General features: G+C 47.5%; 20 protein-coding genes. 10 read left to right on the top strand and 10 right to left on the bottom strand.

Features of this window, described 5'->3' with window-relative positions:
* Window positions 1–17: 17 nt before the first annotated feature.
* The 7 genes from NG796_RS12190 to NG796_RS12160 form a co-directional block, all read right to left on the bottom strand.
* The gene (locus NG796_RS12190) at window positions 18–1,217 is read right to left on the bottom strand and encodes an MFS transporter (protein WP_261207033.1); all 1,200 of its coding nucleotides are present in this window, start codon (window positions 1,215–1,217) and stop codon (window positions 18–20) included.
* Entirely contained in the window at window positions 1,217–2,518 is a 1,302-nt protein-coding gene (locus NG796_RS12185) for a lysine N(6)-hydroxylase/L-ornithine N(5)-oxygenase family protein (protein WP_261207032.1), read from the bottom strand. Before NG796_RS12185 ends, NG796_RS12190 begins: the two co-directional genes overlap by 1 nt.
* Entirely contained in the window at window positions 2,515–3,105 is a 591-nt protein-coding gene (locus NG796_RS12180) for a GNAT family N-acetyltransferase (protein ID WP_261207031.1), read from the bottom strand. The genes NG796_RS12185 and NG796_RS12180 overlap by 4 nt, the downstream gene beginning before the upstream one ends.
* A 102-nt stretch (window positions 3,106–3,207) precedes the next feature.
* On the bottom strand, window positions 3,208–5,037 hold the full coding sequence (locus NG796_RS12175; RefSeq protein ID WP_261207030.1) for an IucA/IucC family protein: 1,830 nt from the start codon (window positions 5,035–5,037) through the stop codon (window positions 3,208–3,210).
* A gap of 24 nt (window positions 5,038–5,061) precedes the next feature.
* Window positions 5,062–6,582, bottom strand: coding sequence for a pyridoxal phosphate-dependent decarboxylase family protein (locus NG796_RS12170; RefSeq protein ID WP_261207029.1), 1,521 nt, complete (start codon window positions 6,580–6,582; stop codon window positions 5,062–5,064).
* A complete protein-coding gene (locus NG796_RS12165; RefSeq protein ID WP_317619300.1) occupies window positions 6,582–8,030 on the bottom strand; it encodes an aspartate aminotransferase family protein in 1,449 nt (482 codons plus the stop codon). Before NG796_RS12165 ends, NG796_RS12170 begins: the two co-directional genes overlap by 1 nt.
* Window positions 8,031–8,279: 249 nt before the next feature.
* A complete protein-coding gene (locus NG796_RS12160; protein WP_261207027.1) occupies window positions 8,280–10,805 on the bottom strand; it encodes a TonB-dependent receptor domain-containing protein in 2,526 nt (841 codons plus the stop codon).
* A gap of 825 nt (window positions 10,806–11,630) precedes the next feature.
* Between NG796_RS12160 and NG796_RS12155 the strand changes: the two genes are divergently transcribed.
* The 6 genes from NG796_RS12155 (at window position 11,631) to NG796_RS12130 (ending at window position 17,866) form a co-directional block, all read left to right on the top strand.
* On the top strand, window positions 11,631–13,406 hold the full coding sequence (locus tag NG796_RS12155; protein WP_261207026.1) for a DUF3352 domain-containing protein: 1,776 nt from the start codon (window positions 11,631–11,633) through the stop codon (window positions 13,404–13,406).
* A 642-nt stretch (window positions 13,407–14,048) separates the two neighbouring features.
* On the top strand, window positions 14,049–15,683 hold the full coding sequence (guaA, locus tag NG796_RS12150; protein ID WP_411268805.1) for a glutamine-hydrolyzing GMP synthase: 1,635 nt from the start codon (window positions 14,049–14,051) through the stop codon (window positions 15,681–15,683).
* Window positions 15,684–16,027: 344 nt separating this feature from the next.
* On the top strand, window positions 16,028–16,255 hold the full coding sequence (locus NG796_RS12145) for a DUF2949 domain-containing protein (RefSeq protein WP_015151158.1): 228 nt from the start codon (window positions 16,028–16,030) through the stop codon (window positions 16,253–16,255).
* A gap of 341 nt (window positions 16,256–16,596) precedes the next feature.
* A complete protein-coding gene (locus NG796_RS12140) occupies window positions 16,597–17,148 on the top strand; it encodes a hypothetical protein (RefSeq protein ID WP_261207024.1) in 552 nt (183 codons plus the stop codon).
* A 221-nt stretch (window positions 17,149–17,369) separates the two neighbouring features.
* Window positions 17,370–17,600 carry a hypothetical protein gene (locus NG796_RS12135; protein ID WP_261207022.1) on the top strand — a complete coding sequence of 77 codons (231 nt, stop codon included), beginning with the start codon at window positions 17,370–17,372 and terminating at the stop codon, window positions 17,598–17,600.
* 23 nt (window positions 17,601–17,623) lie between these two features.
* Window positions 17,624–17,866, top strand: coding sequence for a type II toxin-antitoxin system RelE family toxin (locus NG796_RS12130; RefSeq protein ID WP_261207020.1), 243 nt, complete (start codon window positions 17,624–17,626; stop codon window positions 17,864–17,866).
* An 87-nt stretch (window positions 17,867–17,953) separates the two neighbouring features.
* Here the strand turns inward: NG796_RS12130 and NG796_RS12125 are convergent, their stop codons facing one another.
* A complete protein-coding gene (locus NG796_RS12125) occupies window positions 17,954–18,166 on the bottom strand; it encodes a hypothetical protein (RefSeq protein WP_261207018.1) in 213 nt (70 codons plus the stop codon).
* A gap of 216 nt (window positions 18,167–18,382) precedes the next feature.
* Between NG796_RS12125 and NG796_RS12120 the strand changes: the two genes are divergently transcribed.
* The 3 genes from NG796_RS12120 to NG796_RS12110 are packed head-to-tail and all read left to right on the top strand — an operon-like array spanning window position 18,383 to window position 22,800.
* The gene (locus NG796_RS12120) at window positions 18,383–18,760 is read left to right on the top strand and encodes a hypothetical protein (RefSeq protein ID WP_261207016.1); all 378 of its coding nucleotides are present in this window, start codon (window positions 18,383–18,385) and stop codon (window positions 18,758–18,760) included.
* A gap of 42 nt (window positions 18,761–18,802) precedes the next feature.
* Window positions 18,803–22,465: a CHAT domain-containing protein gene (locus NG796_RS12115; protein ID WP_261207014.1), complete on the top strand. Its 3,663-nt coding sequence runs from the start codon at window positions 18,803–18,805 to the stop codon at window positions 22,463–22,465.
* A gap of 11 nt (window positions 22,466–22,476) precedes the next feature.
* Window positions 22,477–22,800 (top strand): hypothetical protein, encoded by a 324-nt coding sequence (locus NG796_RS12110; RefSeq protein WP_261207012.1) that lies wholly within the window; start codon window positions 22,477–22,479, stop codon window positions 22,798–22,800.
* 68 nt (window positions 22,801–22,868) lie between these two features.
* Here NG796_RS12110 and NG796_RS12105 read toward each other — a convergent pair whose 3' ends face one another.
* Together NG796_RS12105 and NG796_RS12100 are read right to left on the bottom strand one after the other, a co-directional pair.
* On the bottom strand, window positions 22,869–23,114 hold the full coding sequence (locus NG796_RS12105) for a DUF4351 domain-containing protein (protein WP_261207010.1): 246 nt from the start codon (window positions 23,112–23,114) through the stop codon (window positions 22,869–22,871).
* Window positions 23,115–23,186: 72 nt separating this feature from the next.
* A complete protein-coding gene (locus tag NG796_RS12100; protein ID WP_261207008.1) occupies window positions 23,187–24,017 on the bottom strand; it encodes a DUF4351 domain-containing protein in 831 nt (276 codons plus the stop codon).
* 145 nt (window positions 24,018–24,162) lie between these two features.
* Between NG796_RS12100 and NG796_RS12095 the strand changes: the two genes are divergently transcribed.
* On the top strand, window positions 24,163–25,656 hold the full coding sequence (locus tag NG796_RS12095; RefSeq protein ID WP_261207006.1) for a hypothetical protein: 1,494 nt from the start codon (window positions 24,163–24,165) through the stop codon (window positions 25,654–25,656).
* The last annotated feature ends 125 nt before the right edge of the window (window positions 25,657–25,781 follow it).

Here is a 25,781-nt window from a genome sequence, read left to right as displayed (position 1 = left end):
TAATTCCTTAAATTCAATTATTTACCCGGTATTTCCACCGGAATCGGGTGAGGGAATCGGGTGAAAATTGTCCATTTTGCAAAGGCTAAATTTGCCAAACAAATTGCTGCTGCAACCCACAGGGGGGCAGCTAAACTAAAGCTACTCACCACCCAAGATGCCAGCAAGGGCGCAGACAAATGACCCAAGTTTGCAAAAGACATGGCAAGGCTATAGTTAAAATGCAGGCGATCGCTGCTACTATTGCCAAATAATCTCAGTTCTAAAGTTGCCTGAGTTATGGCTAAACAAAAGCCATAAACAATGCGGGAAAGCACCACAATTCCTAGAGAGTTTGTCCACCCTTGGAGGAAGAGGGTCACGGCTAATACTCCAATTCCTATCAAATAAATCGAACTTAGACGTTCAGATTTACAAAATTTGCGGATGTAAGGTAAAGCGGCGATCGCCATCACGCTTGGAATCATAAACAGATAGCTACTTGTCACCAAATCCACATTAAATTTGTCGGCTTGGGTGACATAAGCGGTGAAAAAGGGACGGACTAAATTATTGGCAAGTTGAAAGGTTAAAATCACCAACCCGATGGCAAGCATAAACCCCCATTGATTGTCAATTGCGCCTGTCCCTGTTTCCGATTTTTCCGGCTGGCGAGTGGATACCTTTCTTAAGATGAATAAACAGAGGCAAAATTGGAATAAATCCGCTGCGGCAACTCCATAAAATAGCCGCAAAGGTGCTTCTAAATTCACCATCCAAGCCCCGGCGATCGTCCCCGCAACAATAGCCCCATGAAATACGGATTGATAGGTTCCTGCGATGGTGGATTGCCGTTCTTTCCCTGCCAGTTGAATGATTAAAGGATAGACTAACAGGTAAGAACTTTTGAACAGCAGCAAACAAATGGTGTAGGCAAGGAACTGATTTACATGGGTACTGGTTGCCATCAATGCTGTCATCACCGCTGCCCCTAATTGACCCCCATATAGGAGATATTTAACCTCGAAAAAGCGGGCTAAAAATCCCCATGCGGGCGCACAAATGACCACGGTTAGCCGACAGACAAAGATGTAAAAGCCGGTATAGGCTAAATCCTCCACCCCAAACACTTTGCTGAAAAATTGGGGATAGAATGGCGAGAGTAAAACCTCCGAAAAAATTGCGAGGAATACACATAAAAACAATGCGCCAAATTTCAGGGATTTCTCAGGGTTCATCAAGCGACACCAAACTGCTGAAAAACATTGCGGCGATCAACTCGATAAACGCTTTCACCCAACAGGGTATTAATAATCACTGAGTTGCGATAACAGCCTAATCCTAAATCCGGTGCACCTACGCCATGACTGTGCAATTCGCCATTTTGCACAAAAATTTGATTGGGGATATCTTCGGTTAATGCCAGTCGATAATCGAGGTTGACCCCATAGCGATTCTTGTCATCCCAACGAATCAAATCCCGAATCCCTTCAATACAGTTGGGAATTTCATGGTGATACCCTGTCGCGAGAATAATGCAGTCGGTTTCATGGGTAAGGCGTGTGTCTTGTTGGCGATGTCGGTATCCCAAAATAAAGCGATCGCCTACGGATTCGACTTCCTTCACTTCCACCAGGGAGAGTAGCTTAACATCGGGTTGATTGCCACAAACGGAACGTTCATACAGTAAGTCGTAAATATCGGCAATAGTTTTCGCACTAATGCCTTTATAAAGCAAGTTTTGCTGAGACAGAACCATATCCCGTTTTTGCGGAGGCAAGGAATAGAAATAATTCGTATAATCTGGGGAAAAATGCTCTAACCCCAGCTTAGAATATTCCATTGGAAAGAATCCCGAGGATCGCGTATGCCATTCCAGGTGATAGCCATAACTCGGCTGTTCCTGCAACAGTTCATAAAACACTTCCCCTGCACTTTGTCCTGAACCAATCACAGTAATAGATTCAGATTCCCGGCAGCGATCGCGCTTGTGGAGAAACTCGGCAGAATGAAAGACTTTCTCCGAATGTACCGTTCTAAAACAGGGGGGAACCTGGGGAATACTTCCTACTCCTAAGACTAAATGCCGAGTATTATAGGTTAAAATTGCCCCCGTTTCAATTTGCCGAACTTGCACCTGATAATAACTCTCAGTTCCCGTATTTTCCCAGGTAATCCCTTCCACCCGTTGTCCAAATTGACAACAATCTAGCTGTTGTGCCACCCACTGACAATAGTGGTTATATTCCTGGCGGGGAATGTGAAAATTTTCGTAAAAATAGAAATGATACAGACGTGAATGTGCCTGGAGATAGTTGAGGAAACTATAAGGACTGGTGGGGTCTGCCATTGTCACCAAATCCGCCAAAAAGGGCACTTGAATCGTACAGCCTTCAATGAGTAATCCCGAATGCCATTGAAAGGCTGGTTTTTGTTCTAGGAACAGAGATTTAACGCCTGTGGGGGCTAAAAGGGCCGCTAATCCTAAGTTAAACGGTCCAATTCCTACACCGATAATATCATAAAGGGGTTCTATCATGATTCCCACTTCTCCATAAAGCGATCGCGACTGCAAAACATCAAAGCAGCTTGTTTATCCGGTAAAGTAATTTGCCGCTGAAATTCAAACCCGCAACGTTCAAATACATGAATCATTTTTTGATTGCGAATATCCGGTTCTGTGACAATTTTTTGAGTCGGCAAATGCTGCAACTGAAACGCCGTCATCGCCTTTAACAACGGTAACGCATACCCTTTTCCCAGATAATCCGGTTCGCCAATTAACAAATGAATTCCCTGGTCCTCCAGATGGGGTTGATAACACTTAGCAATGATATCATCCTTCGTCCAATAGGACTCCCAATAACTCATGGGAACGCCATCTAAATACCCAATATAGAGCATTTGATGGGTATCTGCGATCGCCCGTTCCAAATGCGCCTGCATTTTATCCAACGCTAACCCTAAATTCCAAAAGGGAATCACATGAGGTTGATTCATCCACTGATGAATTCTCCGTAAATCTTTCTCTAACTGAACCGGGCGAAAAGCAATGGTTTTATCCAAGGTTGAGTCATACTTCTGGTAAGCAAAATCTAGCTTTTTTTCTAATTCTATTGATGCCATAATTTTCGGTATTATTCTATTTCTTGCGTCACTAGGAACGTTTGTAGTAACCCCTTCATGGGTTGCCTTTTTTTGACCCCTGAAGGCGTCACTACGAACATTCTATAAACCGGCAACCAATGGATTATCCAACTCCACATAAACCGACTGAGTTGCCAAAGAACCCACTAACTCATCCATATCATGAAATCGCGTTAGTAAATTGGCTTTACAACGTAACTTCGGCTTAGATAAATTTTCCAAAATATTGGACCCATTGGAATTTATCTCTTTTGCCTGTTCCAACACTTGACGCAACTCAGCCAGCAAGAGGGTTTCATCCACTAATCCCGCTACTCCAAACCCATTAATTAAGCCAAACAGATTGTTTTGGAAGAAATAATATGCCAAACGTTCATCGGCAACGGCATCCTCGCATACCGTTTGACTTTTCTCCCCAATTCCCGGCTGAATTGTGTTGAGATGTTCATAACAAGACTGACGGAAATAATAGCCTTGATTGTCTCGATAGTAAAACCGTTCTGGATATCCCTCGGCTAACTGCACTACACTATTTTGCTGATGGGCTTCCACCGCGATTCCATGCGTGAAATACAACCAGAGAATCGGTTGTAAAGAAACTTTTAAGTAGCGGCGGAACCAATCTAAACTCACCTCTGATGAGGTACGATTTTCTTGTTTAGCTAACGTTTTAATCAGATGTGCTAAACGAGAACCATCCCCATAAATTGAATCTTGGCAGAGGGAACTAATGCAGGTAGCATCGGTTGCTGGATTAGTTTGAAAGGGATTTTGTCGCAGAATTGTGGCAAAAGCGGGGAGGGGTTCGCCGTTGAATTGAACCGCTAAAAATGCCGGGTCCCGAATGATATCAAAATCCGGATAATTTTGTTGCAATTCTTTCCCTATGGGACCGGCTAAAATCTGATAGACTTCCACACTGCGTTCCAACTCTTTATAAAGATTCATTCGTACCGAGTTGGTAATCTTCACATTCAGGGAAAGTTTGAACATGAAAGCGGCATCAGAATGATAAACCGTCCGAATGGAAGAAGTGGGCAAAAATGCCCGTCCCTGGGGTCCCAAATCTTCGAGTAATCCCTGATTAAATAAGGTTTGTCCCACAGGTTGGCGGCGCAAATACTGTGCTTGCCAGGGATGCAACGGCAGCAGGGAATACTCATCGGTTTGACAATACTGCTGCTTAAATTGTTCAGAGACTTGCGGATCCGCAATCAGTTCAGTTTTAATCAACTGGGTAGCGGTTTCTGGAAGTGCAGACCCTTCTAAGACTATCGAGGGATGTAGCCGAAAATAATGTAAGGGAAATTTGCCTTTTAATTCTGGGGAATAAATCGGTAAATCTTCATCCGCAAACCCTTGACGACTCTTGGGAGTGGGATGCAACAGATGTCCGAAAATTAAGGCTTGTTCCGTTTCCCCAAAGGTGCTGTGAAACCCTGTGAGGATTTCTGCATCCCGACGCCGATCGCGGACGAATTGTTCAATATTGCGGCAACTTTGAACCACCCGTAACAGCAGTTCATCTTGGGACCCACTGCTATGATTCGCCAGGGCTAATTCTTTGCTAAATAGGGCGACTAATGTTACATAATCGAGTTCTATCAGTTCCGATTTCCCCGCCATTTGATAGTACAGGGGAAATTCAAAGCAATGCCGTCCTGTTAGGGACAAATAGCGAACTCCCGCCTTGACTTCTACCCCTTGATTCGGTAAAGAACAGCAGAGAATTTGGGCAGATTCCAGGCGGGTTTGCAGTTCGGGATACTCTTCTCGACTGCCAACTTTGCCGCTGCCGGTTTCCTTCAGATAACAATTCAAAAAACTTTGAATCGTAGCGCGATCGGCAATCTGTTTATCCGTCAGATTGATGTTCTGTTCTCGTTTAATTACGGTCAGTTGTTGTACCATTTTGATGGGTTGAGGTAAGGTGGGTTAGTTCGACAAAGACAAACTGAATTCAGTCCCGACTTGCTTCACTCTGTCGAGAATTGTCCCAATATCAGCCAGGGTTGTTCGAGGATTGAGGAGGGTAAATTTAAGATACGCATTCCCGGCAATGCAGGTTTGCGCCAACACAACTTCCCCCCGTTGCAGCAACGTTAAGCGAATTTGGGAATTAATCCAATTATCCTGTTCTGAATTTCCGGAACTGTAGCGAAAAACTACGGCATTCAGGGTTGGAATAGTGGCGAGTTCCAATTGAGAATCGGCGCGAATCATTTGTGCCGTTGCAGAGGCAATTTGAATCGTGGTTTCTATCATTTCACAAAACTTTGCTCGTCCCAATACCTGTAACGAAATCCAAAGTTTTAGGGCATCAAATCGGCGAGTAGTTTGGATGGATTTTGTAACTAAATCGGAAATTCCTTCCGCTTCGTTAGTTTCAGGGTTGAGATAATCGGCGTGGAGTTTCATTAATTCAAAATTTGACTTGTCTTTAAGCAAAAATGCTCCACAACTAATCGGCTGATAAAATAACTTGTGAAAGTCTACCGTAATTGAATCTGACAACTCGATTCCTGCGAGTTGGGGGCGATACCGATCGCTCATTACCAATGCCCCCCCATAAGCAGCATCAATGTGGAACCACAGTCCGTTTTCTTGAGCAATTTCTGCTAAGGGAAGCAACGGATCAATACTGCCAAAATCCGTAGTTCCAACGGTTGCTACCATTGCGATCGCCGTTAACCCTTGTGCCTGCAATTCAGCTAATTTCATCCGAACTGCATCGGGAGATAATCGGTAATTTTCATCTGTTTCTACGGGAATAACCGCTTGTTCTCCCAATCCTAATAACGCACAAGATTGGCGAATCGTAAAATGGGCGACATCTGAACATAAAATGCGCCATTGATGCGCTTGAGGGGGTAATCCTTGCTGCTGAATCGACCAATTTAATTGCTGTTTAGCATAGCGATCGCGCGCTAGTAACATCCCCATAAAATTCGACTGGGTTCCCCCACTGGTGAAGATGCCATCCGCTGCCGCATCATAGCCAAATTCACTGCATAACCAGTTGGTTAACTGCTGTTCCAACACAGTCGCGGCAGGACTTTGGTCCCAGGAATCCATCGATTGATTCGTTGCCGAAATCAACACCTCTGCCGCTAACGCCGGAATCAGAGGAGGACAATGTAAATGTGCGATACAGCGCGGATGGGTGACAACCACGGAATGCGCGATCGCCTTCTCCCCCACCTTATTAAGAATATCTCCTAATAATTGTGGATTTTTCGGACAAATCTCTGTCCCTGCCAACCCTGCCACCAACTCAATCGGCGTTGCGCCACTATAGGGCTGTTTCTGACAGGCAAACTGGCGAATCACCTCCGCTGCCGCATCCGCGATCGCCTGCCGATACGCCTCAATACTCACCTCAGAATCTGTCAGAAAACAGGTATCCCACCGCCCATCCTCTGACGCGATCACCCCTTTTTGTTCTACCTCTAACATTAGCTTACCTCTGCTAACTGTTCCGACATCAGCCCTTCCGCTGCCTTCACCGCTGCGGCGAATATCTCACAAACCTGGTCAATTTGCTCTGCGGTGATAATCAAAGGCGGTAAAAACCGGACTACAGATCCATGACGACCCCCCAATTCCAGAATCAACCCCCGACTCAGACATTCCGATTGGATGCGCCGCGCTAGTAAGGTATGGGCTGGATAACTACCGCGATCGCAGGCTGTAGCGTCGGTATTCACGATTTCTACCCCCACCATTAACCCCCGTCCCCGTACCTCACCGATACAGCGGGAATCCCCTTGTAATTGCCGCAAATGACCCATCAGGCGATCGCCCAATTCATGGGCGCGATCCACCAAGCCAAAATCCTGAATGTATCGCAGGGTCGCTAATCCTGCCGCCATTGCCATTTGATTTCCTCGGAATGTACCCGCGTGTGCGCCAGGAGACCATTGATCCAAATCTTTGTGATACAACACCACCGATAAGGGTAAACTCCCCCCGATCGCCTTCGATAACAACACCACATCGGGAACAATCCCCGCGTGTTCAAAGGCATAGAGTTTGCCCGTCCGACCCCACCCCGTCTGAATTTCATCCACAATCAGGGGGATGCCGCGATCGCGGGTAATCCGTCGAATCTCTCTCACCCAGCGATCGGGGGCTGGAATCGCCCCGCCTTCCCCTTGAACCATTTCCAGAATCATCCCGGCAGGGGGTGTAATCCCACTTTCAGGGTCTGTGAGAATATGCTCAATATAATGACTGCTGAGGCGATGTCCAAACTCACCTCCGATCCCAAACGGACAGCGATAATTATAGGGATAGGGGAGAAAATGAACCTCCGGCATTAAATTCGCAACTTGCTGTTTCGGTGCAAGGTTTCCCGTCAAACTTAACGCCCCATGAGTCATTCCATGATAACCGCCATGAAACGATAGCATACTCCGCCGACCTGTTGCCGTCTTGACTAGCTTAACTGCCGCTTCCGTGGCGTCAGCCCCAGTCGGCCCACAAAACTGGATCCGGGCATTCCGGGCAAACCCAGCAGGTAAACTAGCAAACAACTCCTCGACAAACTGGTCTTTCACCGGAGTTGTTAGGTCCAAGGTATGCAAGGGGAGACTACTATCGAGAACCTCTCGCATGGCGGCGATCGCTACTGGATGATTATGTCCCAATGCCAGGGTTCCCGCCCCTGCTAAACAGTCTAAATATTGATTACCATCGGTATCGGTAATAAACACTCCTTTTGCTTCCCGAATGGCGATGGGAATCCGCCGGGGATAGCTGCGGGCATTAGATTCGCGCTGCGCCTGCCGGTTTAAATACTCTTGCGATTGATTCTTAGGTAATGAAGTTGGGTAATCAGCCCTGGGGAGTAAAGTAAGGTCCGGTTCCTGGTCATGAAAGCCTTTATTGATGTGATTTACCACGATTTGATCCCTCTGATTTGTTGCACAGAATCCTAAATAATAATTGAGAGTTATTTTCAATTGTGATTCAGCATACTACTCCTGAGAAATTTTAGCAATAGCTAGAGAAAATTTTTTTTTAGTGTCTCTCGGGATTACCCGGAATCCTGATGCTGCAAGGTTTTGAGCCGATTTTCTTAGTGCGATCGCCTCCGAACCTGTTCTGATTCATCGGCGATCGCAATTCACTGGGTTAGCGTTCCCCCTCCCTTACCAACTGAAAGAATATCCTAAGCGAATGCTTCTCCCGCGCCCTGCGGCATAAGCGGTATCCGCACCTTGCAATTGAGAAACCACCGGAAAATATTCCGCATTGAATAAATTTTCCACCCCCAAAACGAGACGACCCCGCCCAATATTCAAGCTACTGATTAAATCTAAAGTAACGTAGCTATCCACCTCTAACAAACCAAATCCTTCCCCGGTGGGATTGCGAGTTCCAGAATACAATGCTTGGAGACGGTTGTTCCATCCGGGTAAGGTTTCATTCTCGATATAGGCGGTAATTTTAATCGGAGAAATCCGGAACCCATTGAGGGGACTTTCATAATCTCCATCATCATTGATATCCGCCCCGCCTTCAGTCCAAGTGAAGGAAGTTCCTAATCCCCAATTCTCACTCGGTTGAGCATCCAGGGCAAATTCTACCCCATAAACTCGTTCCGGTGCGCGTAGAATTTCAAAATCTTGGGTAAAGCTAGACCCGAGATTGGAGGTATTATAAAACCCGGCGAGGGAGGTTTGAATTCGTTCATAGTTGCCCCGAATTCCAATTTCATAATTATTGACGGTTTGGGCTTCGGGATCGAGGGATTCTACGGTAAATCCTGGGGCAGCCCCCCGCAGGACCCGTCCCACATCAGCAATAGAAAATCCTTGGGAAAAATTAGCGAATAAACTAATTTCCTCTGTGGGATAAACCACGCTTCCCACATTAAATAGGGTGGCATTATAATCCAGTTCACCCCCTTGGATGCGGTTTCCCGATAGGGTGGTATAGTCATTCACATCCACGTTAATCCGTTCGTGACGGACGCCCCCGCGCAACACCACGCGATCGCTAACGTTCCATTTCAATTGAGCAAATAATCCTAAATTATCTTGCCGCTGAAACGGTGACCAAGTACGGCTCCCCGTCCGGTCGTAAGTCAAGCCATTACTGTTATCAAAAGCCACTGGATCAAAGATAGAAACCGGCTGATTGGTATTTTCCCGAACTAAATCGACTCCCCAGAGTAAATTGGCTCGGCCTGCATCTACAATGGGCGTATCAACTTGTAGCCTTGCTCCATATTTTTCCGATTCGACTCGGGACTGAAAAATCGTATTGCCTAAACTGGCAAATTCCCGGGCATCGAAGGGAAAGAACCGGGTAAAATAATCTCGATAATAAATCTGACCCTGGAAACTACTCCCCAAAATATCATCATGAGTATAGTCCAGACTCGTATTCAAATTTGTGGTTTGTTGGGACTCGTCTAAATCCAATCCCTCCAATGCTCGCGCCCTTTGTCGTCCGGGAATTTCATCGACAATGGGATCGGTGGTGTAGTCCGTATCTTGCGTATCCCGAAAGTAATTTGCAGTGAATTGTAGGCGTTGGGAATCGGTAAGGTTGACCCCAACTTTGCTTAAAAGGTTAAACGTATTACTATCCCCAATTCCCCCTTGAGCATTGGGGTCTGGAGGAATGCGATCGCCCCACGCATCAAACTGAGCACTGGTACGACTAAACGAACCATTCAGAGCAAAATCAAAATTCCCTAAACTGCCGGAAAAAGATTGTTGGATATTTTGTCCAAAAGTCTCACCCAAATTAGTAGGAAAGGCATTGAGATCTACGGTGGTTTCCGCTTGTACTCCCTCGCCTCTTCCCCGCTTCGTAATAATATTAATGACCCCGCCGGTTGCGCCATCGCCATAAATCGCCGTCGGTCCTCGTAGCACTTCCACCCGTTCGATCGCCGAGGGATCAATAGTCCGTAAATCCCGGGCAGAGTTGCGGTTCGTAGACTGCGGGACTCCATCAATAATCACACTAATATTGCGACCCCGCAAGGTTTGTCCGAAGGTACTCGCACTTTGAGTCCCCACAGACAATCCCGGGACCTCCTGTGAGAGAATAGTTCCCAAATCTCGCGTTAGTCGGGTTTGTTCTTCGATTTTTTCTTCCCCCACCACGGAAATCGATGCGGGAACATCTGTGATTTGTTCGGCGATCCGGGTTGCCGTCACAATCAGTTCAATAATCTCCTGATCCGCAGGCACTGTTTCTGTTTCTGTTTCTGTTTCCGTTTCCGGGGATGTTTCTGTTTCCGTTTCCGGGGATGTTTCTGTTTCTGTGGGTGGAACCGTTACGGTTTCCGCCGAAGGAGTGACCCGGAACCCAATTTGTCCATTTTCCACCACAAAATCGGTGACAGGGACGGCAGTTGCGCCGGTGACGGTGACTCGCACTTGGTTTCCTTCCCCTGCTGTCACGGCGATCGCACTAATCCCCTCAATCGGGTTATCCGCCTGAAAATTTTCCCCACCGGGTAAGCGTAATTGGGCGTTAACAATATCAGCAATAAACGTTTCCCCGTCTTGAGAAGTCAACACTTCCGGCGTTCCTCCTGAGAGGGTTTCTAAAACCACCTCCACGCCCGTCGGGGTTGGATTGAGGCGAACCCCGGTAATCAGCGACACCTGTGCAGACACGGGACCCGCTGCGACGAGGGCAATCGTGCTTGCCATCCATAGACTATTGAATAAATGCTCTTGTCTCACACGCTCTCCTTAAACCCCCATCTCTACCATTGCGATCGCTTTTTGGTCTCCATCCCACTTTCCCGGTGGGCTCTGAGACCCTTTCCCTGCATCCGCGACTCGGGGATGCTGTAAGGGAGACTTCCTCGCCCAGATCCTTTAAGTGAATCAAGGATCCAGGTAACCTCTGGGTTTTTACCGAACCTATCATACGTTTATTGAGAGTAATATTCAATAGGTTCAAAAATATTTTTTTGATAATCTGATAGTTGCCAATCCCTCTCGTTTCCAGGGATTAATTCATTAAATCCTTGCAAATCAAGAGTTTACAGCGTTTTAGACACCTCAGCCCGTTCGGACAAAAATCCGCCTTATCCTTCCTAAATAAGCCTTGAAATCCTTGTTTAGCAATAATTTTACAAATTTATGACTTTTTTGAACTCCCCCTGCCCTCTAGGGCAGCTATTGAGAAAATTATGAAGTAATTTTGTCAATTTATGATATTATTCTGCCTTTTCTTGCTAGTTTATTGAGAATAGTTATAAATAGATGAGAACAATCAGCCTGATGAACCCTCGCCGGATCTAGGAGCCACCGGCACCGGAAGGAGTATCCTGGAAAGAGTCCCTCGGGTATCGAGCGATCGCGGCTGAGAATCGGAGAAAAACCTACACCCTCAAGGGTGGGACTATACGGGCAAAGCCTGCCTAAGCCCGCTACAAGAGAGTATCAACGCTCACCCGGTAATCTACCCGCCCCGGAAACCCGATAAACTAATCGGTAAACCCCCGTTACGCTTAACTCTTATTGATAATGATGAATCGAAACTTATTTTTCACGGTGTTAGGGGCAGTAGCCCTGGTCCTCTGCCTCCTCGGTGCCGGGGGCTTCTATGAAATCCTCGCGACTGGACCTGTTGCCTTATTGCGCGAACCTGTCGAAACCCGGGTCGAGGCGGCGATGTTTGTGCCCCGACAAGCGCCCCTGATGACCTCTCTCTTAGTCAATGTGGACAAATTAGAGGATGTGGGTCGATTGGCAGTCGCCCCCAAATTGCGGGGTCAGGTCCGGGAGGAATTTGACAAGATTAAAAAGGGTGTCCTCGCCAACACGGATTTAAACTATCACAAGGATATTGAACCTTGGCTGGGGGATGAGATTACCTTTGCCGTCACCAGTTCCGACTTTGATCGGGAACAGGGGAATGGACGGCAAGCGGGGTATTTGCTGGCGGTGGAAACGAAAAGCCCTCAACGCAGCCGGGATTTTTTAGAGGTATTGTGGGCCCAAAATGCCAGTAATGGGGTAGAGGTTGCGGTTGAAAATTATCAAGGGGTGAAGCTGATTTATCGCCAAACTCCGGGCAATGCAGACTCCGGGGGAAATTGGGCCTCTGCGGTGGTAGGCGATCGCTTCGTGTTGTTTGCCAATCATCCGAAAGTGCTGCGGGATGCCATTAATAACGTCCAAGCTCAAAATCTCAGCCTCAAGGGAAATCCCGCCTATCAAGAGGCGATCGCCAATATGGCCTCTACAGGAATTGGACTCAGTTTTATCAATGTCGAACAATTCACCGCATGGATTAGCGATCGCCCTGGGGAAACCGGCCTCAAACCCCCCTCTGAGCGCGTTCTCGCCGCCCAAACCTCCCCCAGCTTAGGAATCGCCCTCGGCTTAAATCGCCAGGGATTGCTGGCCCATACCATCTGGAATGGCAGCACTTCCACCGAATGGGCGACGAGTTTACCGAGTTTATTAGGACCTGTCCAGGCATTACAATATCTGCCGGAACAGACTGCCTTTGCCATTGCCGGTGCCGACTTAAATCAATTATGGTTAGCCCTGGAAAAAGGATTTCCCGAATCCGGGGCGGTGGGTCAAATTCTGCGCCAACCTGTAGCAATGGTGCGATCGCGCTGGGGATTAGATTTACCCGAGGCAATTTTTAACTGGGTCCAAGGGGAATATGCGATCGGTTTATTACCACAATCCTCAGTCGAAAACGTGGATAATCCTGGATTGGCCTGGATTTTTGTCGCCCAGAAATCTGGGGACACGGCAGTGAAAGGGATTGAACAATTAGATGCGATCGCCCAAGAACAAGGGTTCAGCGTCGGACCCGTCTCCTGGGGGAATCGCCCAATTTCCACCTGGAGTAAATTAACCACGAAACCTGTCCCCACCAAGGCAAAAGGCACCCAACCGTTACAGATTGCCGCCGATATTCGGGCCGTGCATACCGAAATTGGGGCTTATGAGATTTTTGCCAGTTCCCTAGAAACCTTAACAGCGGCGATCGATGCCCCAACCACGGGTTCAATCGTGAGTAATCCAGACTTTCAGAGTGCGATCGCGCCCCTTCCCCAATCCAATTACGGCTATTTCTACCTAGATTGGTTGGCCTCTGAAGAGAGCTTAACCCGTCGCTTCCCGGTTCTGCGATTAGTCACCCTCGCCGGAAAACCCCTGTTCCAGCGCTTGCAGTCCATCTCCCTAAGTTCGCCTGCACCAGCGATCGACCCAGCGATAGATCTACAGCCAATCAAGGGGTCTCCCTTAGCTGACTTGTTCATCCGCCTGGGTTCCTAAGAATTGCTTGGCAGGGCGATCGGACTTGGCGATCGCCTACCCCAAGACACCGGGAAGGGATAGGACGTACAACTCCTCCGGTCCCCTCCCCTTGGCAAGGGGAGGGTTAGGGTGGGGTCCTCCTGACGTGGCGCAGGCCACGTCAGGAAGAAAGAGGGAAGAGGGTTCCCCACCCTCCATACAGGCGCGATCGCGGCTCATAGTGCGTGACGTGGCGGTAAGCGGAGCTATCCCATAGGGAATCGCTACCTCAAGAAGAACCCCACCCTAACCCGGACCAAGACACAGGGGAGGGGACCGGAAGTGCATTTAATCTGCGGTAAATCACCCTCAGCATACAAACCTCTCCTTCTCTTTTAAGGGCTGGACCCCACCCTAACCCGGACCTTGCTAAGGGGAGGGGACCGGAGGTGCAGTTAATCTTAGATGGAATCCTGGAGAACGTGGTATTTAATCCTAAATTTCTCAATAAAAAAAAGCAAATAGAGGAGGTAAAATTAATCTTAATCCCTCCAATTCCAGGACTTACCACCCAAGGATATTTTTCAGGGGATGACCCAATCGTTAGAGTTCTGCTTTCTTCTGAGTAAGTCCTGAGTTCATCAGTTTTCCGCCTACCACCCAACCCATTAGGATTGACCCGTGACGACTACCCAAACTCCAACTCCACAAAGTCCAATTAGTGAGTCTATCGAAGACCAACGCGATCGCCGTGCTATCGACCGCGAGACCATTCTGATTTTAGACTTTGGTTCTCAGTATTCCGAATTGATTGCCCGTCGGATTCGTGAAACCCAGGTTTATTCTGAGGTTTTATCCCATCGCACTGACGCGGCCACTTTACGAAAACTCAATCCCAAAGGGATTATCTTATCTGGGGGACCAAACTCCGTTTACGATGAAGGTGCGCCCCTGTGTGACCCCGAAATTTGGCATCTGGGTATCCCAGTCCTGGGAGTCTGCTATGGAATGCAACTGATGGTGCAGCAGCTTGGGGGCCATGTGGCACAGGCAGAACGCGCCGAATATGGCAAAGCATCGCTGCACATTGACGACCCCACAGATTTGCTCACCAATGTGGAGGAAGGTTCCACCATGTGGATGAGTCATGGTGACTCAGTAATCCGGATGCCAGAAGGGTTTGAACGACTGGCACATACAGAGAATACGGAATGCGCTGCGATCGCCAACCACGAAAAGCAATTATATGGCGTCCAGTTTCATCCCGAAGTCGTCCATTCCGAAGGAGGAATGCCCCTCATTCGCAATTTTGTTTATCATATTTGCGAATGCCAACCCACCTGGACGACAGCCACCTTTGTCGAAGAATCGATTAAAGACATTCGGGCTCAAGTCGGGGACCGTCGGGTATTATTGGCGTTATCTGGTGGGGTGGATTCTTCCACCTTGGCGTTCCTGTTGCACAAGGCGATCGGAGATCAACTCACCTGTATGTTCATTGATCAAGGGTTCATGCGGAAATATGAACCAGAACGCTTGGTCAAGCTGTTTCAAGAACAGTTTCATATTCCCGTTGCCTACGTCAATGCGCGCGATCGCTTCCTCGCCCAAATTGACGGGATTACCGACCCGGAAGAAAAGCGCAAACGGATTGGACATGAGTTCATCCGTGTATTTGAAGAAGAATCCAAACGTCTGGGCCCCTTTGATTTTCTCGCCCAAGGCACCCTCTACCCCGATGTGATTGAGTCCGCAGATACTAGCATTCCCTCCCAACCGGGTCAACGGGTGGCCGTTAAAATCAAGAGTCATCACAACGTCGGCGGTTTACCCGACGACCTCTGCTTTAAGCTGGTGGAACCCCTGCGGAAACTGTTTAAAGATGAAGTCCGCAAAGTCGGGCGATCGATTGGGTTACCCGAGGAAATCGTCCAACGTCACCCCTTCCCCGGTCCTGGGTTAGCGATTCGCATCCTCGGGGAAGTTACCGCAGAACGATTAGATATCCTGCGGGATGCGGACTATGTAGTTCGCCAAGAAATTAATCGCCAGGGACTCTACCATGATTTTTGGCAAGCCTTTGCCGTCTTGTTACCCATCCGCAGTGTCGGAGTCATGGGGGACCAACGGACTTATGCTTATCCCATCGTGTTGCGCTTGGTGTCCAGTGAAGATGGGATGACGGCAGATTGGTCGCGGGTTCCTTACGACTTGTTGGAAACCATTTCTAACCGCATTGTCAATGAAGTGCGCGGGGTGAATCGGGTGGTTTATGACATCACCTCCAAACCGCCTGGAACTATCGAGTGGGAATAAACTACTTAAAGCTGAGTAATGCGGTTCAGAGTTTTTAAGAGGACGAGAACACCCCGGTTGACTCCTCCCCCTCTGTAGAAAATGCGAATCAGACACAAATCAGACTGTCATAAGGCGGCATTTGCCGCCTTATGATTGGAATTCGGTAAATTTTCGGATGTCATTGTCAGCTAGATATGCTGCATTAGTAATAAGTCGTCATAAAATCTGCGGCAATCTGAGCTGATATTTTATGGGCGATCGAACCCCAGAATGGACAGATGGCAAAGTAGCTACTCCGCTACCCCATCTTTAACAGTTTCCAATCACAATTGGGAGGAATAACAGAGGAGGTGATAGTTCTTATGGCCCCGGCAACCTATTCTCAATTTATCCGATTTCTCCAAGAAGAACTCGCCATTTCCACCGCGTCGATCGCCTTCGCCGAGCGGATTTGCGGGACTTTTGGCCTACATAGTCGCGAACTAGACTACAGCACCTTACCAATGGTACTCTGGCAGTATGGATTTGTCACCATCGACCAACTAGAGCGCATCTTTGATTGGCAAGAAACCACCCCCACCACTACCTGAACAGGTAGTCCTCAAGCAATCACAAGGAGGATGATTTAGGGATGAATGAACCCGCTTTTATGTGGTTTTACGTCTCATTGAACAGAAAAATAAATTCCCAAAAAGCCGAGGAGAAAAACCCTCGGCTTTTTAATTAAGAAAAACCTCACCCCCTCAAAAAGTGGGGCTTTTTAAGATTGGTAGAGGAGTATAAATTAGCCGAACCTAGGATAGCTGACCTATACCTAAAGGCATAAAAAAGCTGTATCTCTCCAAAATTTCACAAGATTTTCAAAAATCACTTCTAAGATGGGGATCACAGGCTACCCAATACAAAGATCCCAATTCATCAGAGGTTAATCATGAACCAAACCCTTATAACATTATCCGATTCCGTAGAAACAGCGGTCAAAGAAGCCGCCTCAGAACAAACAGGAATTTCCCCCTACCAACTCCAGATCGTCCAAGCTGAAAAGCGAACTTGGCCCAATGGCTGCCTCGGCATCGCCGAACCCGACGAATTATGCAGCCTCGCCAAAGTAGAAGGGTGGCGAGTCGTCATTGAAAATCAAGAGAACGGACACAAGTGGGTGTATCGAACCTCCTTAGAAGCCGAAGAGATTCGGTTAGAGGATCAATATATATATAGCGGTTCCCTACCCCCGGAAGTATTCGAGGCAGTGATGGAAGAAGCCTCCGCGCGATCGCACCTCCCGAAAAACCAACTAGAGATCCAGGAAGAAGAACGCAAAACCTGGCCCAATAATTGCTTAGGACTCCCCGACCCCAACGAGGGTTGTGTGGAAATGTTAGTAGAAGGCTGGCGAGTCGTCATCGCTCACGAAGACCAAACCTGGGTCTATCGCACATCCACCAACGCCGGTGAGATTCGGTTAGAGCCTTCTAATTCTTAGAAGATAAGAAACCGGGTTGCTACGCCAGATTTTGTATCCTAGATGAGAATCTGGCCCGAGGTATATTAAACGCTCAATGTAGAGGCGATTCGCGAATCGCCTCTACATTGATTTGAGCGATGGGAGATGCAAATGCCCTTAATTGCGCTACAATTGTAAACGCAGAAAATTTAGTATGAATTGGACTACCCATATTAGGAAACCAAGGAGACATAAAAGGCATGAATCCCCAAGAAGTTGGATATATCACCGATTCAGAGGGCAAGCTAACGGCTGTCGTTGTTCCAATTGATTTGTGGAGGCAAATTCTCCCTCAAGACAACCCCTCCCTCGAAACCATGACAGAAAATATCGAAGACTATTGCCTCAATAAAGCAATGGATGAAGCCAAAGAAACCCCGCTTCTCAGCCGCCAGCAAGCTCTTGAATTTTTAGGAGACGATGAAGATTGAATATTGAGTAGAGGACGCTGTTTTTGAAAGATTTAAAAAAGCTCAACAAACAGGAAATTCATTCATCAATTTATGAATTGGTTTTCACCACATTACCAGAAACAGCATCTCTTCAAGATTTACCGAATCTTAAGGCGTTAGCGGGAGCATCCAACCGATATCGTATCCGAGTTGGCAATTATCGGATTGGTTTTGAGGTCAATGGAGACCAGATAGAACTCATGCGAGTTCTGCACCGTAAGGACTTTTATCGGTATTTCCCTTAAAGAGACTCGGAGAAACTGTGTTGCACTAGAGAGTTCAATGAGACTCAGATGGTCACCCTCCAAAATATACATCAGATTTGAATCACTTTATTGGGCAGTTTTGCGCCATTCTTGACCGAGTTGAATCACCGCTTCAAATGTAGAATCATTGGCGTGACTCCCAGCAATGCGTTCCCACCAGGGTTTTTGTGGTGGCGTGACGGTGGCTAAGATTTGTTTAATTTCAGTGAGTTCGAGTTCCAAACTTGTGACTCGTGCTTCGATGGGTTGGGGTTGATTTTGGGTGGATTCCAGGGTCATGGGAAAGGTTGAGTTTTAAGGTGATTTGAGTCTAAGAATCATTATAAATCATCTTGATCAGGGAAGATATTCGGTTTCTGGCAGTTCGGTGTGGGAAAAGAAACCGGGTTTCTGGCAGTATCTCTATTCCTTCACAAAGATTTAAGAAACAAACCCGGTTTCTGAGTGGCAGGAATGGGGTAAAATCGGGGTCTATCCCCTACCCGATGCGCCACTATGAACGAACAACGAATGCAGGCTTATCTGTCCCTGATTCAACAACTCCTCAACTGTCCGGATGGGGAGGAAAACCAAATCCTCAACCGTCATGGGGAGTGGGTGGATGAGGGGTTTGTGCAGGTGTGTGAACAGGTGGCGGCACAGTTGCAGGGGGCCTGGCGAGAGAATGATGCAGGGTTTTTGCAGAATGTGGCACAACAGGTGGGGGCGTTTTTGGCGAGGCAGGGGACTGGAGAAAATCAGGAAGGGGCATTACTACAATTTTGCCAAAAACTACTACAAGCCGAAAAGGAAAATGGTGGCGATGCGGTAGCAGTACATCAGGTGATGCGGAAAAATATGGAGTTGGTAGTAAAGCAATATTTTCTGGCCTAACTCATACAATCACTATCCCTGAAAACAATGGTTGAGAAAACAATGATTGAACGTTTCAACGATAAAGCCATCAAAGTCATGCTCCTAGCACAAGAAGAAGCCCGACGCCTAGGTCATAACTTTGTGGGAACAGAACAAATTCTTTTAGGATTAATTGGCGAAGGCACAGGAGTTGCTGCTCAGATTTTTGCAGAACAAGATATTAAGCTGGAAGCTGCTCGTCAAGAAGTTGAAAGAATAATTGGTCGTGGTTCTGGGGCAGTGACCGTACAGATTTCTTTTACGTCTGGCGTTAAACAATTAGTAGAATTTGCAGCCGAAGAATCTCAAAGATTGGGTAGTGATAAAATTAAGACAGAACATCTACTATTGGGTTTATTACAAGGCCAAGATCCTCTCGCAATTCGGGTTTTAGAAAACCTAAATATTCAACCTTCCAAACTGCAAACTGCTCTCCTAAGAAGAGATGAACAACGAGTCCAGGCTTATTTCTCTTTGATTCAACAACTCCTCAACTGTCCGAGTGGGGAGGAAAACAATATCCTCAACCGATCCACCGAATTGGTGGATGCGGAGTTTGTGCAGGTCTGTGAACAGGAGGCAGCGCAGTTGCAGGAGGCGGGACAAGACAATCAGGCGCAGTTTTTGCGGAATGTGGCGCAGGATATGACGGCGTTTTTAGGCCGGGGGAAAACCCAGGGTAACGCCACCCAGGAAGAGTATTTACAGTTTTTGATGGAAGTGCTGCAAGCCACATCCGATAGCAACGGTAATTCAGCAATGGTTTTTCCTCTCTTCAGGCAGAACTTAGATAAATTAGACTTAAACTTAGCCAAAATATTAACAGATTGGGCAAGGGATAAATTTTCTCAAGTTAATGTCGAACAAGCCGCAGGCATTGCCGCAGTTATTGTCAGTTTTGCCAATTTAATTCAACAATTCCCCCTAGGTCGTCGGGTCGATAACCTGGAAATCGCCATCGCTGCCTATCAACTCGCCTTAGCCGTTTATACCCATGAGCCTTTTCCCTACGAATGGGCAGCGATTCAAAATAATCTGGCTGTTGCCTACAATAACCGCATCAAAGGGGAACGGGCTGATAACGTGGAAAAAGCAATCGCTGCCCATCAACTCGCCTTAGCCGTTTATACCCGTGAGGCTTTTCCCGAAAAATGGGCTCTTACTCAAAGTAATCTGGGTGAAACCTACCGTAACCGCATCAAAGGGGAACGGGCAGATAACTTGGAACAGGCGATTGCTGCCTCTGAACTCGCCTTAGCCGTTTATACCCGTGAGGCTTTTCCCCAATATTGGGCAGACACTCAAAATAATCTGGGTAATGCCTACTTATATCGCATCAAAGGAGAACGAGCCGATAACTTGGAACAGGCGATCGCTGCCTATCAAATCGCCTTAGCCGTTTGTACCCGTAAGGCTTTTCCCGAAAAATGGGCTCGTACTCAAAATAATCTGGCTGCTGCCTACAATAACCGCATCAAAGGGGAACGGACTGATAACCTGGAACAGGCGATTGCTGCCTCTGAACTCGCCTTAGCCGTTTGTACCCGTGAGGCTTTCCCCTACGAATGGGCAGTGACTCAAAATAATCTGGCTGCTGTCTACTCTGACCGCATCAAAGGGGAACGGGCTGATAACCTGGAACAGGCGATCGCTGCCTATCAACTCGCCTTAGCAGTTAGAACCCGTGAGGCTTTTCCCTACGAATGGGCAATGACTCAAAATAATCTGGGTAATGCCTACCGTAACCGCATCAAAGGGGAACGATCTGATAATCTAGAAAAGGCGATTATTGCCTATCAACTCGCCTTAGCCGTTCATACTCGTAAGGCTTTTCCCGAACAATGGGCAGAGATTCAAAATAATCTGGGTTGTGCCTACTTATATCGCATCCAAGGGGAACGGACTGATAACCTTGAAAAGGGGATCACTGCCTATCAACTCGCCTTAGCAGTTAGAACCCGTGAGGCTTTTCCCCAAGACCATATTAAAACCTTATTTAACCTCGGTCTTGCCTACCGAGAGCAATCTCATCAACATTACACCCACAACCCCGAAAAGAAACAAACGGCTCTCGAAAATGCTTACAACATCTTTGACCAGGCACTAAATACGGTAGAATATCTGCGCGGGGAGATTATCTCTGGGGATGAAGCTAAACGGAAACTGAATGAAGAATATAATCGAATCTATCTCGGCATGGTGGAAGTGTGCCTAGAATTGGGCAGATATCAGGATGCGATTGAATATGTAGACCGCAGTAAAGCCCGCAACCTCACCGAACTAATTGCCACCCGTGACGCATACCCAGGGGGAGAAATTCCTGCCGAAGTCCGCCAACGGTTGCAAGAACTCCGTCAAGCGATTTCTGAAGAAGACCGCCGCCTGCAACAAGACCCCAAACCCGACTATACCCATATCACCCAACTGCGGGAAGAATTCCAAGCCAAATATCCCTATAAACCCTTGAAATTCTCGGATATGAAATCTCTACTTGATGATGAAACCGTCATCTTAGAATGGTATGTCCTAGATGACAAATTCCTCACTTTCACCCTCACCAAACAAACCCTTAACCTCTGGACATCTTCCCAGGAAGACCGGCAAAACCTCATCGACTGGGGAAACGCCTATCTCCACGACTACCGCAACAACAAAACCCAATGGCAAAATAACCTCTCCCAAGGTCTTGAACAACTTGCCCAAATCCTGCATCTGGATGAAATCCTGCAAAACCTGCGGGAAAAATTCCCCAACTGCAAAAAACTCATCCTCATCCCTCACTGCTTCCTGCACCTGTTTCCCCTCCATGCTTTACCCGTTGCCACAGGAGAGAATCAGCCATCAACCCTACAGGAATTGTTCCCGAAAGGGGTCGCTTACGCGCCTAACTGCCAAGTGTTGAAGCAAGCCCAAAATCGGCCCCGTCCCGATTTTAACCAACTCTTTGCTATCCAAAACCCGACCGAAGATTTGGAATTTACGGATATCGAAGTGGCAGCGATTCAATCCCTATTCAATCCACACCATATCCTGCAACATAAAGCAGCGGAAAAAGCCGCGATTCTCGATGGGGATAACTTGAAAAATGCCCACTGCACTCACTTCTCCTGTCACGGCTATTTCAATTTTGAAGATGCCCTGAAATCGGCCCTCATCCTGGCAAAGAGCGAATTTACCCCGCCACCACCCAGTGAGGACCAAAGCCGCTATATTCCCCTGGAAAATGGCAATCTCCGCGACTTGGGCAAGTGTCTCACGATAGAGGATATCTTACGCCTCGACCTGACCCACTGCCGTCTCGTCACCCTCTCCGCTTGCGAAACCGGCATCACTGATTTTACCTCCACCAGTGATGAATATATCGGGTTACCCAGTGGGTTTATTTTGGCGGGTTCTCCCAATGTGGTCTGTTCTCTGTGGACCGTGAATGACCTTTCTACAGCTTTGCTGATGATTCGTTTTTACCAAAATGTCAAAAGGGGTGAAACGGTTCCCCTGGCGCTGAAACAGGCCCAAATCTGGCTGCGGGATGTGACGGTGGAGGGGTTGCAGGAGTGGTCAAGTCAGTTAACGTTACGTTCCACTTATCGACGGCAGTTCCGGCGGTTTAGTACAATGGATGCAACGGCTAAACCGTTTGCCTCCCCTTATTATTGGGCGGGGTTTTGTGCGATCGGTGTTTAGGAGGAGTCCCCATGTCACTAGAAGACAAGATGATTCAAGATTTTATCACATTGGTAGAGACCCAATCGCTTTTATTTGCGGACTACCCAGGGGAAGTGGAAGCTTTGATAGAGAGTTTGCCGGAGGATAAGGAAGGAATGTCCGATGCGATCGCCGATTGGTACGAATCTCATCCCCCCATTCGCGATGCAATGGATGCCATGTCTGGGAATGTTATTTCTGATTACTCCAAAGCCCCCGGAACCCAAGGCCATGCCCCACCGCCACCCGACCCCAAAACCTACCGAAACATCCTGGAAAATGCCATCCGTCGCATCCAGTCACCGCCTAAGTAAACCCCATAAGCGAACAAAATATTCCCTCATGGGGTTGGGGCAATTTTTTCAATTGCCCCAAATCTAATTTAATGAGAATCCAGCCATTGCTGTAAATCCGCCAAGTTGGTAAAGTCTAATAACGCTTCACTCAACTCCTCTAATTGCGGCTTACTTAGGGACTGAATTCGAGACTCAATCTCAGGATTAAGCGGTCCACAAAAGCGATGAAGCAGGCGCAAAATTACCGCTACTTCACCTTGTTTTTCACCCTGCTCTAACCCTTGGGCGATTCCCTTTTGTAGAATGTCTTGATAGACTACAGATTCTTGCATAACTTCCTCCCTGAATATGGGCAAGGGGTCTGATGAGGAATGGGGCAATTAAAAAACTGCCCCAAATCGACTTTAATGAGAATCCAGCCACTGCTGTAAATCCGCCAAGTTGGTAAAGTCTAATAACGCTTCACTCAACTCCTCTAATTGCGGCTTAATTAGGGACTGAATTCTGGACTTCATCTCAGGATTTAGCGGCCCACAAAAGCGATGAAGCAGGCGCAAAATTACCGCAACTTCACCTTGTTTTTCGCCCTGGGCAATTCCCTTTTGCAGAATGTCTTGATAGACTACAGATTCTTGCATGATTTCCTCCCTGAACATCGTGGATATTAACTGGTTATCAAACCGCAACCCCGCTAAAATTTGAGTGCAGGCTGCAATTTCCTGTCGTAGGTCTGTATCCTGTATTTTACCCACTTCTTGAGCCACTTGACCCAAGAGTTCCGTGGGGTTCTGTGTGGCGCATAACACCGCCAATGGCAGTAAGGCATTATTCTCCAGTAAAGGTTCGGGGGATTCTTCCCATAACCGAATGACCTGATATCGGTGGTGGGTGAATTCGGTCCGAAATTCGGTCTCGAATACCGCCTGGTTACTGGTGGGAACTAGCCAAATCAAGACTTGTCTGACGGGCAGTTCATATTCCCACTGTAACCGAATGGAATAGCTGCACATCCGGATCGGCATCGGCCTATTTTGCGGAACTCTCGTCTGAAATTCTAAATGCTGAATTTCGGGGCCGCTTTTTAGAAAAATAACTGAATCCGCCCGAATCGGTTCGACGGAGAGTTCAGTTTTTAAGATTTCAACCGGGGTGGTAATGGGTTGTCTGAAGGCCCAGGATGCCATTTGTTGGGCATATTTTTCTGCCCAGTATTTTAGCAGGTTGTCATAACACATGGTTGGTATAAATGTAAGGTCTGGGTAGGCTCTTTCTGAGGACTAGAAAACTCTCGGGGGGGACTCTCCCTCCTGATTTCAAATTTTATCAAAAAACCTGAGAAAATGCTATTATTTGTATCTATTGGCTGCCCCAGGAAACCCTATGATCGAACAATTATCGGGAGAATTACTCCACTATCCCAAATTTAGCTTATATGCCTTCCACCTCTGTCATGATATGGCATTGGCGGAAGGGCAACGGGTGGAAGATGCTGATGTGCTCTGGCAGCGGTTTGAGGAATTGGGAGAGTCGCTGGATATCCTAGCCCTCAAGACCTGTCGTCAATGGTTAAATATTCCGGAACAGCAGGCAGCGATCGCGTTTCGAGAACTCCTCTCGGAGGAAATCGATCGCTGTTTGCGCTTCCACTTTCCCGAGGTAGAGGGTAAATCGGATACTCCTCGGCGCAATGGGGAACTCTACGCGGTCCAACTTCATGATACTTATGTGGCTGACCTCACGTTTCGCTATCCGGGAATTGTTCCTGTTGCCGAACTCACTCACCTCAACCCCGAGGGAATGCTGCTGCCCGATCGCATTTGTGCTTCCATTGGCCAAACGTTGGTCCTGTTCGCCAAACCTGTCATCGCGGAAGAATCCCCCTCCCCTGACACCCTGCGCCAGTTAGCCGATCGCTGTTTACAAGCCTTACTCACAAACGCTACCCTCCCTATTCTACCCTCCTATCGTGCCGAGGGTAAACTGTTAAGCAGTCCCATTTTTGAATATGACAATGATGCGGAAAATCCGGCCCAATCCTGTCACATTCTCATCTGGTTAGACTGCCATCCTGATACCGCCAAACTCGAAGCATCTACAAAATACTATCACCCCCTGATGAATTTGCTTTGTTGTCGCAGCAAAATCCGTTTAAGCTATCACCAAGCCCGGACTAGCTATCGAGACTGTCGTCAACTTTATACCGAGCTAGAAACCCTGATGAAGGCATTAAAAACATTGCCGGATGATACGGCTGAAAAGTTAACGGTTTTGCAGGAGGCTCTCCTCAAAATCAACCCCCAAGCCTTTAGCTATGCCAGTCATATCCGGGATATTGAAGACCAGCGCACCACGATAATTACGAATTTAAAGAATTATACCACAACATTGGAAGAATTAACAAATATTGACGGAGAACAGGAGTTAAGTTTTTTACAAGCCTTTAGCTATGAATGCCGGTCCAAATTATTAGGACAAATCCACACAAACCTGAATTATTTAAAACCAGGACAAGCCCTATTCGGCCACTGTATTGCTACCATGCGCGGCATTGTTGAGGTGGAACAAGCCAAGATGAATCACAATCAGCAGCAAGAAAATCAAGACTTGCAAGACCAGATTCAAGCGGTGGGGGTGGGGATTGCTGCTGGGGCGATCGTGGCTTCGACTTCAGGGTTAATGTTTCAACCTTGGGAGTGGAAAGGGGAAAAAGTTGAACCCTCTTTTCCTTTGCCGTTGTTGGCTTTTCTGATTGCGTTGTTCTTCAGTGCGGCCTGTTCGGTGGGGGCCTGGTATTGGGCCAAAGAAGGGATTAAACAGGGGCGATTTCCCTTCCGGGATGTGAAGGAAAGGCCATCAGAAAAACCGAAACGGTGAAGGGTGTGGATATTAAGACTTCTTGCAAGGGAACTCCAAAAAATAAAATCTCCAAAACGTTCGTTCGTAGGATCAACGGAGTAGTAGGGGCGCAATGCTTGCGCCCTCCGGAGGGCGCAAGCATT

The organism is Laspinema sp. D2d (assembly GCF_025370755.1).
Classification (GTDB): domain Bacteria; phylum Cyanobacteriota; class Cyanobacteriia; order Cyanobacteriales; family Laspinemataceae; genus Laspinema.
This window is presented reverse-complemented; position numbering and strand designations above follow the sequence as displayed.

Bases quoted from the DNA above. Each gene is read 5' to 3' on its own strand.
- NG796_RS12140 (WP_261207024.1), top strand. From the start codon at position 16,597: ATGAACCAAACCCTTATAACATTATCCGATTCCGTAGAAACAGCGGTC.
- NG796_RS12135 (WP_261207022.1), top strand. From the start codon at position 17,370: ATGAATCCCCAAGAAGTTGGATATATCACCGATTCAGAGGGCAAGCTA.
- NG796_RS12100 (WP_261207008.1), bottom strand. From the start codon at position 24,017: ATGTGTTATGACAACCTGCTAAAATACTGGGCAGAAAAATATGCCCAA.
- NG796_RS12105 (WP_261207010.1), bottom strand. From the start codon at position 23,114: ATGCAAGAATCTGTAGTCTATCAAGACATTCTACAAAAGGGAATCGCC.
- NG796_RS12160 (WP_261207027.1), bottom strand. From the start codon at position 10,805: ATGGCAAGCACGATTGCCCTCGTCGCAGCGGGTCCCGTGTCTGCACAG.
- NG796_RS12120 (WP_261207016.1), top strand. From the start codon at position 18,383: ATGAACGAACAACGAATGCAGGCTTATCTGTCCCTGATTCAACAACTC.
- NG796_RS12155 (WP_261207026.1), top strand. From the start codon at position 11,631: ATGATGAATCGAAACTTATTTTTCACGGTGTTAGGGGCAGTAGCCCTG.
- NG796_RS12115 (WP_261207014.1), top strand. From the start codon at position 18,803: ATGATTGAACGTTTCAACGATAAAGCCATCAAAGTCATGCTCCTAGCA.
- NG796_RS12145 (WP_015151158.1), top strand. From the start codon at position 16,028: ATGGCCCCGGCAACCTATTCTCAATTTATCCGATTTCTCCAAGAAGAA.
- NG796_RS12180 (WP_261207031.1), bottom strand. From the start codon at position 3,105: ATGGCATCAATAGAATTAGAAAAAAAGCTAGATTTTGCTTACCAGAAG.
- NG796_RS12125 (WP_261207018.1), bottom strand. From the start codon at position 18,166: ATGACCCTGGAATCCACCCAAAATCAACCCCAACCCATCGAAGCACGA.
- NG796_RS12185 (WP_261207032.1), bottom strand. From the start codon at position 2,518: ATGATAGAACCCCTTTATGATATTATCGGTGTAGGAATTGGACCGTTT.
- NG796_RS12190 (WP_261207033.1), bottom strand. From the start codon at position 1,217: ATGAACCCTGAGAAATCCCTGAAATTTGGCGCATTGTTTTTATGTGTA.
- NG796_RS12170 (WP_261207029.1), bottom strand. From the start codon at position 6,582: ATGTTAGAGGTAGAACAAAAAGGGGTGATCGCGTCAGAGGATGGGCGG.
- NG796_RS12175 (WP_261207030.1), bottom strand. From the start codon at position 5,037: ATGGTACAACAACTGACCGTAATTAAACGAGAACAGAACATCAATCTG.
- NG796_RS12095 (WP_261207006.1), top strand. From the start codon at position 24,163: ATGATCGAACAATTATCGGGAGAATTACTCCACTATCCCAAATTTAGC.
- NG796_RS12110 (WP_261207012.1), top strand. From the start codon at position 22,477: ATGTCACTAGAAGACAAGATGATTCAAGATTTTATCACATTGGTAGAG.